General features: G+C 36.4%; 12 protein-coding genes and 1 pseudogene. All 13 read left to right on the forward strand.

Annotated elements, in window-relative coordinates:
• The first annotated feature begins 246 nt into the window (after positions 1-246).
• The 13 genes and pseudogenes from mscL (at position 247) to ENLAB_RS16425 (ending at position 12094) form a co-directional block, all read left to right on the forward strand.
• Positions 247-654, forward strand: coding sequence for a large conductance mechanosensitive channel protein MscL (gene mscL / locus ENLAB_RS16365; protein WP_244352080.1), 408 nt, complete (start codon positions 247-249; stop codon positions 652-654).
• Positions 655-1481: 827 nt separating this feature from the next.
• Positions 1482-1655 (forward strand): annotated as a pseudogene (locus ENLAB_RS16370) (iron-sulfur cluster assembly protein); the annotation flags it as partial.
• 756 nt (positions 1656-2411) lie between these two features.
• Complete coding sequence (locus ENLAB_RS16375) at positions 2412-2729, forward strand: DUF2500 domain-containing protein (protein ID WP_015509816.1); 318 nt, start codon at positions 2412-2414, stop codon at positions 2727-2729.
• Positions 2730-3267: 538 nt separating this feature from the next.
• On the forward strand, positions 3268-4341 hold the full coding sequence (locus ENLAB_RS16380; RefSeq protein WP_223273137.1) for an alcohol dehydrogenase catalytic domain-containing protein: 1074 nt from the start codon (positions 3268-3270) through the stop codon (positions 4339-4341).
• 24 nt (positions 4342-4365) lie between these two features.
• Positions 4366-4668 carry a PTS sugar transporter subunit IIB gene (locus tag ENLAB_RS16385; protein WP_005236235.1) on the forward strand — a complete coding sequence of 101 codons (303 nt, stop codon included), beginning with the start codon at positions 4366-4368 and terminating at the stop codon, positions 4666-4668.
• A gap of 2 nt (positions 4669-4670) precedes the next feature.
• Positions 4671-5927, forward strand: a complete 1257-nt coding sequence (locus ENLAB_RS16390) for a PTS transporter subunit IIC (protein ID WP_195265900.1) — start codon at positions 4671-4673, stop codon at positions 5925-5927.
• Between the two features lie 62 nt (positions 5928-5989).
• Positions 5990-6430: a PTS sugar transporter subunit IIA gene (locus ENLAB_RS16395; RefSeq protein ID WP_008381342.1), complete on the forward strand. Its 441-nt coding sequence runs from the start codon at positions 5990-5992 to the stop codon at positions 6428-6430.
• Between the two features lie 335 nt (positions 6431-6765).
• Complete coding sequence (locus tag ENLAB_RS16400) at positions 6766-8364, forward strand: PTS sugar transporter subunit IIA (protein ID WP_244352081.1); 1599 nt, start codon at positions 6766-6768, stop codon at positions 8362-8364.
• Complete coding sequence (locus ENLAB_RS16405) at positions 8330-8989, forward strand: class II aldolase/adducin family protein (RefSeq protein WP_244352082.1); 660 nt, start codon at positions 8330-8332, stop codon at positions 8987-8989. Before ENLAB_RS16400 ends, ENLAB_RS16405 begins: the two co-directional genes overlap by 35 nt.
• A gap of 17 nt (positions 8990-9006) precedes the next feature.
• The gene (locus ENLAB_RS16410; protein WP_244352083.1) at positions 9007-10047 is read left to right on the forward strand and encodes a galactitol-1-phosphate 5-dehydrogenase; all 1041 of its coding nucleotides are present in this window, start codon (positions 9007-9009) and stop codon (positions 10045-10047) included.
• Between the two features lie 206 nt (positions 10048-10253).
• On the forward strand, positions 10254-11192 hold the full coding sequence (locus ENLAB_RS16415; RefSeq protein ID WP_081118983.1) for a dihydroorotate oxidase: 939 nt from the start codon (positions 10254-10256) through the stop codon (positions 11190-11192).
• Positions 11193-11248: 56 nt separating this feature from the next.
• Positions 11249-11770 carry a GNAT family N-acetyltransferase gene (locus tag ENLAB_RS16420; RefSeq protein WP_077453722.1) on the forward strand — a complete coding sequence of 174 codons (522 nt, stop codon included), beginning with the start codon at positions 11249-11251 and terminating at the stop codon, positions 11768-11770.
• A gap of 138 nt (positions 11771-11908) precedes the next feature.
• Positions 11909-12094, forward strand: coding sequence for a hypothetical protein (locus ENLAB_RS16425; protein ID WP_005236216.1), 186 nt, complete (start codon positions 11909-11911; stop codon positions 12092-12094).
• The last annotated feature ends 528 nt before the right edge of the window (positions 12095-12622 follow it).

The raw sequence follows: 12622 nt of genomic DNA on the forward strand, positions 1-12622 counted from the left end.
TATCTTGTAATAACAATTTGCTCTGTATCATAATCTATATTTTTAGAATTACTTACTAAATTTAAAATATGTAAAGAGCAACATTATCGATTACGATATAGCTAAAACAAAATAGCAATTAAAATACTTTAAAGTGAAGATATATAGTCTCCCATATGAGCAAAATTTGGTTTTTTTACGATAAAAAATGTGTTTTTAATTGTGTATAATATCAATGCTTGAAAAAAATATATTAGGGGGATACAAATGATTAAAGAGTTTAAAACGTTTATTTTAAGAGGGGATGTATTAGACCTTGCAGTCGGTGTTGTTATTGGTGGGGCATTTACTGCTATTGTAAATGGGGTTGTCAACGGTTTAATTACACCACTAATTGCACTTGTTGTTTCAATGTTTACTAATACTACTAATTTAGACGGAGCATTATCAGTGCTGTCGTGGACACCTAAAAAAGGTGTAACCTTTGAATTCGGAGATGTTATTAGTGCAATAATTACTTTTCTAATTACTGGAGTTGTTTTATTTATTGTAGTTAAATCTGTAAACAAAATGAAAGAACTTAATAAGAAAGAAACAGAAGTTGAACCAGAAGAAGCACAGCCAACAGCTGAAGATTATTTGAAAGATATTCGAGATTTACTTCAGAATAAATAATTGTATAAGTCGAGGGAATAATGAAAAATAGAAATTTTATTGAAAGAGTTTATCTACTTGTCTTGTTTCTCTTTGTGAATTTATGGTTTGAATTCCTAATAAAAATAGGGTTTGTTTTAGGCGGTATGACTGGTAACCAATCTTATTATAGCTTTGCAGGATTCTTTGCTATAATTCAGCCATTTTTTATATTCGCTTGGATTACCTTTTTACTATATATAATGTATTTGGATAAAGAGAAAATTTTAAAATTTATTCTCAATAAATAGTATGTACCAAATAAACGAAAGTCTTTTAGTTTCGTTTATTTGGTATTTTTAATTTGAAATTTTTTATAAGAAATCTAAGTATATTGAAGAGGAAGTTCCTAAAGTAAATCATTCAGTTTCTCTGAGCTATGTGCTGTTGAGTAGATGAAAAGCATTAATTATTTTCAGTTTTATTCATAGATTTAATTCAAAAAAAATGTTCATTAATCGAAATCTAGCAAATCAATTTCAAATTGGTATCTTTGTTATAAAAAACGGACAATTAGTGATTTTTTTGAGTAGTATTCAAGGATATATTGCGTAAAGTTTTTGTGGACATGAATTGTTTGGTTTTTTGAGAAAATTTAATTGGACTACAGATACGATGCGTAAAAAAATCCTCATTGAGTATGTAGTCCAAACCATTTTAAGGGACAATTCAACCTTTTTTTAAGGTATAATGAGTCTACAAAAGTTAATAAAAAGAACAGAATATTGGCTTCCAACATGCACTGGAATCGAGGAGATACTATCGCTTTAACGCAGGGAAAAGCGATAGAAATGCTGATATAACAGCACTTGACCTTAACAACAATGGGCTGTCCCTTAGCCGACGTATTGACTGAATCGATACACGAAGCATTAAGCGATATTCCAGAAGTCAAAAATCCAGAGGTAAAATTAGTTTGGTATCCCGCATGGACGACTGATAAAATGAGTCGTTATGCACGGATTGCTTTGGGGATTCGTTAAGGATTTTCAATCATACAATGGTGTTTCATATTTGTTAACTAGTTGGAATAAGCTGTTTTCTTAGGTGGTGGACAGTTGGCAAAATGAGGATATAAACACAGAACTCTTTTATTAACTTTGAAAAAGTTGGTAGAAGAGTTTTTTTATAGAATACTTTCTTAAATAAACAGTTACTTGGTGAAAAAGTTATGCTTTTTTACTAAAAGCATTAAAGAAAATCATATATTTTTAACCTGAAAGTTCAAAGTATTTTCCATTCATATGACAACTCAAAGTGAGTTAGTATTTAACTTTGCCGAAATAGTAATACTTTCTATAAACCTTCGATCATTTTGACAAAAAGAGAGCACAGATTAAATTCTTATTCATCCACATTGATAACCTTAAGGTGCATCCCAGAAAACATGTCTAAATAAACGTTACTGAATTTAGTCAGAGGCTTTGGGATACGATGAATTTTCCTTAAGGAGTCAATGTAGAATGAAGAAGGATGATTCTAGGAATGCTTTTTCAAAGGTCATGTGATTTTATCCTATCAACTGACTCTTGGTTAACAAATATACAAATGTGTTCTATGCAACCATACATATAGGAAAACGATAGCCAAACTACAGTTTCGGTCAATCATTTAGCAAGTAACATATTTTTATTAGAGGTTCGAGATTAATTAATTGAATTAATGTATAATTATATTTAAGTTGTAAAAATGATTTGCTTGATTTCCTTGATCATAAAAAACAAAAAGGAGTGTGTTTTGTGGATTTTCTGTTTACTTTATTTGCTTTTATTTTCGTCGCAGTTATCTTATATCATATTGTCGAATTCTTAAAGGATCAATCTACGCCAGAAGTGGCAGTACTTGCCACGCTAGTAGACAAACGAATGACTAGTAGCACGAATATTGCTGCAAACGGCTTTACGAATCAATCCATTACCTATTATCTTTTATTTGAAATCGCAAGTGGCGAAAGATTAGAATTTAAAGTAGGGTATGGAAAATACAAATTATACGTCATCGGAGATACTGGAGTGTTGAGGTATCAAAGAAAAAGGTTTAATTCACTTGATAGGTAAAAAATTTGTATGTATATAGTATGTGTTTATTCGTTTTCAATTTAAAAAAAAGTTGAAAAGTCAATTAAAAAACTCCTATTCAAGTGTCTTATCATTTGAAATGATTTGAATTGTACGCTTTCGATGGAAAACGCAAGTATCATCGAGTAACACTTGAGAATTTCTCCTTACTGAGGTCGCATATTGAAACCAAGACCGAGGAAAGTTTCCTACGAGGATCGGCTCAATTTAGTTCATTCATCCGTTCGAATGGAAGAAGTGATGAGCTACCTATAGTTTTAAATACTCATAAATAGAATAGTTTGCTTCACCAAAACCTCTTGGCTCATTGTTAAGAGGCTTTTTTGTTTTTACCTGGCTTCAAAATAGTTCCAAGAAGGAAAAATCGTTCTTGGTTTTTCACAAACATTTTCTCATTCAAGTAACAAATATAGAACTTGAAATGCAAAAAGTGTTACTTGTGAGGTACATCCGACGCACCTTACAATGAACATGTAAAATAAGAAAGAATGAATGGAGTTGAACATTTGTGAAAAAAATGAAGGCTGCGTTGATGTATGGACCAGGAGATATTCGCTATGAACAAGTAGAGCGACCCTGCTGTCCAGAGGGAGGTTTTCTATTGAAGGTTAAGGCAGTTGGTCTGTGCGGCTCTGATATTCGCAATTTGCTGACCGATTCAAAAGCGGGGCGCTACCCTCATATTTATGGACACGAAATCGTTGGTGAGATCGTCGAAATTGATGAAAATGTGACGAAGTATCAAAGAGGGCAGATGGTTTATGTATACCCTATGGCTCATTGCCTACGTTGCGAAAATTGTCGTAATGGGAAGCACGAATGTTGTACGGAAGCTGAAAGTTATACCGATCTTCAAGGCGGTTTTGCAGAGTATATAGCATATAGTGCAACAAGAGTAGAACGAGGAGCGATTTTTGAAGTGCCAGAAGGACGAGAGCCTATCGCGGCAACATTAGCTGAACCCTTATCCTCCACTTATGCATGCATGGAGAATATTCAGGTTTCGTTAGGCGATTCGGTCGTCATTATTGGTGCAGGTCCAATTGGGGTCTTTTTAGCGATTCTAGCAAGGATTCGCGGAGCAAGCAAGGTAATCGTGATTGATAAAAATGCTGACAGACTAGCTCTTATGGAAGCGTTTAATGTAGATCATAGGATCGATTCTTCCAAAGAAGATCCTGTAGAAAAGGTGAAAGAGTATACGAATGGACATGGCGCACATAAAGTGATTTCAGCTAATCCATCAATAGAAGCACAGCAACAAAGTATTTTTATGGCTAGAAAATGTGGAATTGTCGTCTTTTTTGGTGGTGTAGCAAAGAATCAATTAACGCCTATAGATACGAATGCAGTTCATTATAACAATCTCTGGATTTATGGTCATTATGGTGCAAATAGTATTCAAGTCGAAAAATCTTTCCATTTATCCTTATCTGATCAGTTTCCAGCTGAAAAAATTATTTCTCATGTTTTGCCTTTAGCTGACATCAATCAGGCCATCGAATTGACGAGAGAAGGGAAGGCGTTAAAAGTCGTTTTACTACCAGAAGAAGAGTATAAAATTCATTCTTTATTGAAATCTCAAAAATAGAGTAAGGAAAGGAGGAGAGAGAAAATGAATAAAAAAATTGAGATCTATATTGCTTGTGGTAGTGGGATCGCCACGTCCACGGTTGTTCAAGAGAAAGTCAAACAAATCTTAGCTCAGAGCAACATTCAGGCTTCCATCACCAAAGGGAATATTAATCAAATTCCCTCAAAAGCAGAAACAGTGGATTTAATCTTGGTGACTACTCGATATGTCAAGCCAGTAAAAGTACCGATTCTTCCTGTTTTCAGTTTGATATCGGGAATCAACGAAGAGCAGACCGCGCAGAAAATCGTTGAAGAGTGCCATCGAATTATAAAAGGGGGATAAAAATGGAAGCTGTATTATCAGTTATTCAAAACATCATGGATATGGGGGCATCGGTTATGCTACCCGTTGTCATTTTTATTTTAAGCTGTGTCTTTAGGATGAAAATTGGCAAAGCACTTAAAACTGGGCTTTTAGTCGGCATCGGCTTTCAAGGGTTGGGGCTTGTTGTAGGACTCCTGGGTACTTCCTTGCAACCAGCCATCGATTATTATCAGGAAATGGGATCAGGATATACCACGATGGATGTTGGCTGGGCTGCTGTGGGAGCGGCTTCGTGGTCAGTACCTTTTGCAGCGATTGCTATTTTGATGATCGTGGGATTAAATGTATTGTTTATTCTTTTGAAATGGACAACGGTCATGAATGTCGACATTTGGAACTATATTCATTTTTTGATTCCTGGAGCATTAGCGTATGCCTTGTTTGATAGTTTTTGGCTAGGTTTGACTGTTACGGTTGGCTTATCAATTGTCACTTTATTCGTGGCTCAGTGGTTTGCTCCAAGATGGGAGGCGTATTACGGACTGGAAGGCACGACTTGTACGACATTTTCATTTATTACTTTCGCTTATCCTTTTGGACTATTAGTAAATAAATTGATTGATCTGATTCCTGGTCTTAACAAAATCGATATCAGTTTGGAAAAAGTCGAAAGTAAAATTGGTTTTTTTGGAGATCCAGCAGTTATCGGTTTGTTGGTCGGAACTTTTCTAGGCGTATTGACACGCCAAGAATTTACGGTAGCGATTTCTATGGGGGTTGGAGTTTCAGCAGTACTAGTACTGATACCCAAAATGGTTTCTGTTATGATGGAAGGCTTGACTGCGATCGGGGAAGCTGCCAAAGAATTTATGAAGAAACATATTGGCGAAGGGAAAAAATTATATATCGGCATGGACATTGCTCTTGGTCTTGGAGATCCGACAGCGATCACAACGACAGTGATTCTGATTCCGATAGCAATATTCTTAGCATTTATTATCCCTGGTATGCATTATTTTCCAGTTGGTGTTTTAACAGTAATCGTATATATGATTCCACTACTAGCAGTAGCATCAAATGGCAATCTTTTTCGAACGCTTGTCACTGGCTTTTTCTTCTTAGTTATCGTTCTAATTGGAACAAACACCTTTGCACCTGAAGCAACCGAAATGATGAATGCGACCGGTGTACCTGTGGAAGGGGTTGTGACAGATAGTTTCTGGGGCTACAATTTAGCAAATATTATAATCAGCTTATTTCATCGAATCGTTGGGTAATTGACCAAATGAATAAACGAATTGTTGATAAAATAAATGGCTTAGTGGGAGAGAAATAGTGTATGAAATTTAAAGCAATCGAATTGAATGAGCGCTCCAATATAGAAGTGATTAAACAATGCGGACTTGAACTGCTTAACGAAGGGCTCGTCGGGAATAGTTTTATCGAGTCTTGTATCGAACGCGAACATCATTTTCCTACTGGTCTGCCAGTTGACCCGCCAGTTGCGATTCCGCATACCTTTGATCTCTCTGTGAAAGAATCTTCTGTCTGTTACGCAAGACTAAAAAAGCCTGTGACTTTTAAACAGATGGATACGCAAGTAGATGACTTAGCAGTCGAACATGTATTTTGCATGGCACTAAAAGATGAGCATACCTATATTGAATTTCTTCAAAAATTGATTTTAAGCATCCAATCTCGAAATTTTATTGTTCAATTAAGCAAGTGTGAACCTGAAAAACTTGTTGATTTTCTAAGAGAGAATTTGTCTATTCATTAAGGAGGAGTGCTGTGAGGAAAATTACTGCTGAAATCATCTATCTCCTACTATATAACAAAATAACGAAAATTAGATTGGAGCAACTTTATAAAAACTTGAATCTCTCGCCAAAGAAATTCACGAGTGAAATCAAAGTCTTGAACTCGTTTCTAAATACTCGCGATATGCCGCAAGTGAAAATTGAAAGCGGATACTTACAGGTTCCTGATGAACTTGATTTGTCAGAAGCTTATCAGCTTGTTTTAGAATTGTCCCCTTACGACTATTCCTTGAATCCTGATGAAAGACGCACATTACTTCTGATCAATTTATTGATAACAGAAGATGTTCTTACGATGGATCATTTTGCTGATTTGTTTTACGTCAGTCGATTAACAATCATCCGCGATATCAATACGTTGAAAAAGCAAGAAGTGATCATGAGTAAATATATCGAAACGCTTAGGGGCGAAGGGGTTATCCTTAAGATGAATCAATCGGAGAAAAGAGAGTATTTGTTTACATTGTTTTTAGAAAATATAGACGCAAAAGGATACATCAATTATGTCGGGATGCAAATCCTTCGGTCATTTGACGGGTCAATGGAGTATTTAGACTTTCTGGGATTCATTTTTAACGAGTTAAAGTATGCAGAAAAGTATCAGCAGTTTGATCTTTTCGTCTATATTTTTATCGTTATCAATATGCCCCGCAAAGAACAAGGTGAATCTCCCAAATTTGTCGTTATGTCGGAAAACCTGAGCATACTCATCGATCAAATTGAAAAAAGATTTGATCGAACGATCTCTTTCGAAGACAAACAGGCAATAGCAGAATTTTGTCATTTGAAAAAGCGAAAAAATGTGAAGGATGCTGAATTGTATAATTTGGTCATCTATTTTCTGAATAAAATTGATGAAGATTTAGGGACGACTCTAAAGTACGAATTTGACTTAATTTCTGATCTATACAATCACTTACAAATTATTGAAGAAGAGAACATTATTTTGGATATTGAAAATATCGGTCTTTTGCGGCATCAGTTTATGGATATTATCGTAGCTGTAAGGGCTAATAGTGGTGTCATTGAAAACTACCTGTCCCGATCCTTCAATGAATCATTTATTACTACGATCGCTATTCATATCGCAACTGCCTTAACCCGACAAGAATATAAGATGAGCAAAATCGATATCTGGATCGTGTGTGAAAATTTATCGATAGCGAAAATGATTGCTATGAAAATAAGTCGATACAAGCAGTTCAAAATTATGAATGTGCTAACACTTGCTACTTATCGTAAGATGTGCTTCCGTCAAAAAGCCAATCGTTTAATCTTAACTGCTGATCCTTTGCCTTTTTTGGAAGAGGATGTTTTAAGGATAACACCTTTTGTGACTCAAGAAGATATCCAAAAAATAGTAAAGACGGTTGACCGTTTGTTTACGATTAATGAAGAAGAGACTGAAGAAAAATTTGATCAATTTGTCCAACAACCACAAAGAAAATTGCATGATTACTTGTTAAATTCGCATGTTATCAGAATCGACCAAAAATGTTCTTGGGAGCATTCTTTACGCTTAGCAGGGAAAGTGTTGACACAAAACGAGTGTATTGAGCAGAGCTATGTAGAAGAAGTCGTTGAAAATGTGAAACAAAATGGACCTTATATCGTAATAAGTGAAGGTGTTGCTTTAGCTCATGCGAACAATCGGGGAAATGTCCACCGTAGCACGATTAGCCTCTTGACGAATAAACAAAAAATCTCTTACGGATCTGAGGATTATTTTCAAGTGACTTTTGTTTTCTTCGTTGCTCTTGTAAGAAGTGAAGAATATTTAGAAATTGTTGAAGATATTATGTTTCTTGGGAAATATGGATTGATTGAAAAATATTTACGTTTTAGACAGGAGGAACCCGATGGATTATTTAGAAGAAAGGAAATTCATATGTAAGATTGCCAAATCTTTATTTGACAGGAAGCTAACGGATGCTGCTGGTGGCAATATTTCTATAAAAGTTTCAGAAGATCATTTCTTGATGACACCTACTTTGGCATCTGTTCAGTATCTGTGGGAATTAGAGGCAGCGCAAATTCTTTTGGTAGATAAGAAACTATCCCTCATCGAAGGTACTGGTCACTTGACCAGGGAAATCAATATGCATATGAGTTTTTATCACTCAGATCCACGGATCAAAGCAGTGATTCATGCTCATCCATTAAATTTGATGGTTTACAGTTGTATAGGGACTGACATGCCCATCGTCTGTGAAAACCTTCGTTTCGGACCGGCTACGATCCGTTGTTTGGATTATGCACCTGCAACAACTGAAAAGTTAGCACACTTGGTTGGTGACTGCTCTCAAAACATGGTGACAAATGAAGCAAAACTACCTTATGGAATGTTATTGCGAGAACATGGGGTAATTGTTGGAGCCACTAATTTGGCTTTTGCAAATGATTATCTGGAAAGACTAGAAACAAATGCTTATGTGCATTTACATTCGCAAGCACTTCTCCAGCAGGGCTATGAATATTATACTGACAAAACAAACGTTACCTATGAATCCCATGAATGAAGATTGGAGGAGAGTAGATGAGGGCTGGTTTCTTAATTGGACTGAATGAATTTGAGATTCGAGAAATGGATGTTCCACAATGCCATCAGAATGAAGTGATTGTAAAAGTAGAAGCTTCAGGAATCTGTGGGTCAGATATCCACAAAATGAGTAAAGGCTGGAAATACCAGTTACCCATGATCATGGGGCACGAGATGGCTGGGACTATTGTAAAAGTTGGTCGTTCTGTTCATCATTTAAAAAAAGACGATCGGGTCGCTGTTGTCCCGTTTATTCCTTGTCGTAACTGTGCATACTGTGCTGTCGGGAAGTATCAATTATGTACGGACTATATCATGATGGGATCGCAACGGTTTGGGGGATTTGCAGAGTACGTATCCGTGCCAGCGAGCAATATCGTGAAAATAGGGACTAAGTTGTCTTTTGAAGAAGCGGCCATGATTGAGCCTCTTGCTGTCTCAGCGCATGGTGTTTATGGAATCGAACCTAAAGTGGGCGATGTCGTTGCAGTTTTTGGGTTAGGAACGATTGGATTGCTGACGATCCAATGGTTAAAAATTGCGGGTGTGAAAACGATCATTGGCATTGATATTCAATCAGAGAAACTGGAACAAGCAATAGATTTAGGTGTCACCGATACGATTAATCCTAGTCTTCAAGATCTTGAAACTGAGATCTCCCGAATAACGGATGGTTTAGGCGTGGATATTGCAATGGAATGTGCAGGTACTAAAATAACCGAAGAACAATGTCTCTTAGTGACAAAAAAAGGCGGGAAAATTGGATTTCAAGGGATCGCTTATTCTGATGTTTTGATTAGACAACGAGCATTTGAAAAAATCTTTCGCAGTGAATTAACCATTAAGGGTTTTTGGAATAGTTATTCTGCACCTTTCCCAGGTAAAGAATGGTTTGATTCAATCACCTTTTTAGAAAGCGGACGCTTGAGTGTCAGTCATATGATTTCCCATCGCTTTCCATTAGAGGATCTTCAAAGAGCATTTGATTTAGCGGTAAATAGAAGTGAAAGCTTTAATAAAATCATGATCATGCTCTAAAAAAACATTTGAGTACAATATAAACAGATTGTTTTCAAAACCATATTTATTCAGTAAGTTTTAACAAGCTGTATGGATATGGTTTTTTTGATTTGCTACTCTGATTACAGAGGTTGCTCCTTCTAAAACCTGTCCCACTCAAAGACATCGTTGCATTTTCAGAAATGAAACGGTAAACTAGTTGAAAAGATTGGAGGAATGAATCAATGTTAGCTACGAATTTTGGGAAATTTACATATAAAAATCCGTTTATGAATGCCTCAGGAGTCCATTGTATGACGATCGAGGAATTAGATGAATTAGCATCATCAACAGCTGGATCATTTGTCACGAAGAGTGCAACACTAGAAGCGCGTGCCGGAAATCCAGAACCACGTTATACCGATTTACCGTTAGGAAGCATCAATTCGATGGGATTACCAAATCTAGGGGTGGACTACTACTTAGACTATGCCATCAAAAAACAGCAGGAAATGACCCAGCAAGCGCCCTTCTTTTTCTCTGTCGCTGGTATGAGCGTGGCTGAAAACATTGAGTTATTGAAGAAAATCCAAGAAAGTGATTTTGAAGGAATCACTGAGTTAAATCTTTCTTGTCCAAACGTGCCAGGAAAACCCCAAGTTGCCTATGATTTTCCTTTGACCGATCAAATTCTGGAAACAGTCTTTGGTTTTTTCACAAAACCTTTAGGTGTCAAATTGCCGCCATACTTTGATTTGGCTCACTTTGATGAGATGGCTAAGATATTAAACAAGTATCCGTTAACCTACATCAATTCAATCAACAGTATTGGGAATGCTTTATTCATCGATCCTGCTACTGACTCGGTAGTCATCAAACCAAAAGATGGGTTTGGTGGTCTAGGAGGCGAATATGTGAAACCGACGGCATTAGCCAATGTGCGGGCTTTCTATACACGCCTCAAGCCAGAAATCAAAATTATTGGTACTGGTGGGATTCGTAATGGTCAAGATGCGTATGAGCATTTATTGTGTGGCGCCTCTATGTTGCAGATCGGCACAGAGTTGCAAAAAGAAGGGCCGGCGATTTTTGAACGATTGACGAAAGAATTAGCAGCGATCATGAAAGAAAAAGGCTATCAATCAATCAGTGAGTTTCATGGGAAATTAAAAACGATTGATTAAGAACGATTTTGAATGCTTTACTGTTCGCTTCTTTTGAAAGAAGAAAGGAGTTTTTAATGGAGAAGTTTCGTAAAACAACGGAGGAAGATCTGGTTGAGTTGATGGTGCTTTTTGAAGAAGGCATTGCTTTCTTAAAAGCACAAGGATCTCCGCAATGGCAAGATGGGTACGGTCCTAAAGAAAATCAAATCAAAGCAGATATTGCCAACGGTGAAAGCTATGTGTTGGTGAAAGATGGAAAAATCGCAGCGTCTGCCGCGTTGGTTTCTGGTGATGATCCTGTCTACAATGCAATTACCGGCGCAGGGTGGGAAGGAAACGGTCCATATCTATCCATCCATCGCGTCGTTGTCAGTTCTCATTTTAAAGGGCAAAAGTTAAGCGCCAAATTGCTGCAAGCTCTTGAAGTGGTTGCATTAGAGCAAGGAATCGTTGATTTACGTATCGATACGTATAAAGCCAATATTGGTATGCAAAAGAATATCCAAGCAGCTGGCTATCAATACAAAGGAGAGGTAACATTCCCTTTTCCGAACGGAGAGCGATTGGCTTTTCAAAAACGTTTGACCGCAAGCTAAACATTCTATTCCATGAGTGTCACTTGGCAGAATTAATGGAATAGTTGTGTCAAAGTGAATTTTTGGTATGAAAATGCGGATAATGGTTGTCAGAATCCTTTCGGCTTGCTAAGATAAGCACGTAAAGGACGGTGCCAAATGAAGAAAAGAATCAAAAAGAAAAAAGCTTATAAAAAATATATCCATGATATTTTTGCGGGTTATGAAGAAATGCTTGAGAATCCAGCGATCAATGAGAAGAAGTTTTCTTATCTGAAAGAAGAAACAACCTTAAAACGAGACGATCAAAATCAGATCCGTTTTCGTACGATCGATATTGATTAAACTACCTATTTTGGGTAGTTTTTTTGTTTATCTCGACTTAGTTGAAAATTTTTCAGAAAAAAGCTTGCTCTTTCATTCTTAGAATGATAAAGTATTCAACGTTGGCAATTGAGCCAGCGGGTCAAAAAAGCTTTTGAAAAAACTTCAAAAAAGACTTGACCAAAAATGAAACAGATGATATTATAACGGAGTCGCAATTTTAAAACAGTTAATCAATGTTGATACATCAACAAAATTAATTGAAAAAAGTTGTTGACAAATAACAAATAATTTGTTATTCTAATGAAGTCGCTGAGACAGCCGCTGCGAAGTTGAAAAACAACGAGCGAAAAAAACTTTTAAAAAAAGAGTTGACAATCAAATGTCGCTCTGATATGATATAAAAGTTGCTAACACAGCACGGTAGACCTTTGAAAACTGAACAAAGCAAGCAAACGAACCAATGTGTAGGACGTTTCAATTTATTGAAACAAATACATGCAAGCAATAGCTAGCAAAGTTAATTTTTATGAGCTTAGTGACCATTTG

Origin of the sequence: Enterococcus innesii (genome assembly GCF_022846515.1) — a bacterium.
GTDB classification, from domain to species: Bacteria; Bacillota; Bacilli; order Lactobacillales; family Enterococcaceae; genus Enterococcus_D; species Enterococcus_D innesii.

Bases quoted from the DNA above. Each gene is read 5' to 3' on its own strand.
- mscL (WP_244352080.1), top strand. From the start codon at position 247: ATGATTAAAGAGTTTAAAACGTTTATTTTAAGAGGGGATGTATTAGAC.
- ENLAB_RS16380 (WP_223273137.1), top strand. From the start codon at position 3,268: ATGAAGGCTGCGTTGATGTATGGACCAGGAGATATTCGCTATGAACAA.
- ENLAB_RS16385 (WP_005236235.1), top strand. From the start codon at position 4,366: ATGAATAAAAAAATTGAGATCTATATTGCTTGTGGTAGTGGGATCGCC.
- ENLAB_RS16390 (WP_195265900.1), top strand. From the start codon at position 4,671: ATGGAAGCTGTATTATCAGTTATTCAAAACATCATGGATATGGGGGCA.
- ENLAB_RS16395 (WP_008381342.1), top strand. From the start codon at position 5,990: ATGAAATTTAAAGCAATCGAATTGAATGAGCGCTCCAATATAGAAGTG.
- ENLAB_RS16400 (WP_244352081.1), top strand. From the start codon at position 6,766: ATGGATCATTTTGCTGATTTGTTTTACGTCAGTCGATTAACAATCATC.
- ENLAB_RS16405 (WP_244352082.1), top strand. From the start codon at position 8,330: ATGGATTATTTAGAAGAAAGGAAATTCATATGTAAGATTGCCAAATCT.
- ENLAB_RS16410 (WP_244352083.1), top strand. From the start codon at position 9,007: ATGAGGGCTGGTTTCTTAATTGGACTGAATGAATTTGAGATTCGAGAA.
- ENLAB_RS16415 (WP_081118983.1), top strand. From the start codon at position 10,254: ATGTTAGCTACGAATTTTGGGAAATTTACATATAAAAATCCGTTTATG.
- ENLAB_RS16420 (WP_077453722.1), top strand. From the start codon at position 11,249: ATGGAGAAGTTTCGTAAAACAACGGAGGAAGATCTGGTTGAGTTGATG.
- ENLAB_RS16425 (WP_005236216.1), top strand. From the start codon at position 11,909: ATGAAGAAAAGAATCAAAAAGAAAAAAGCTTATAAAAAATATATCCAT.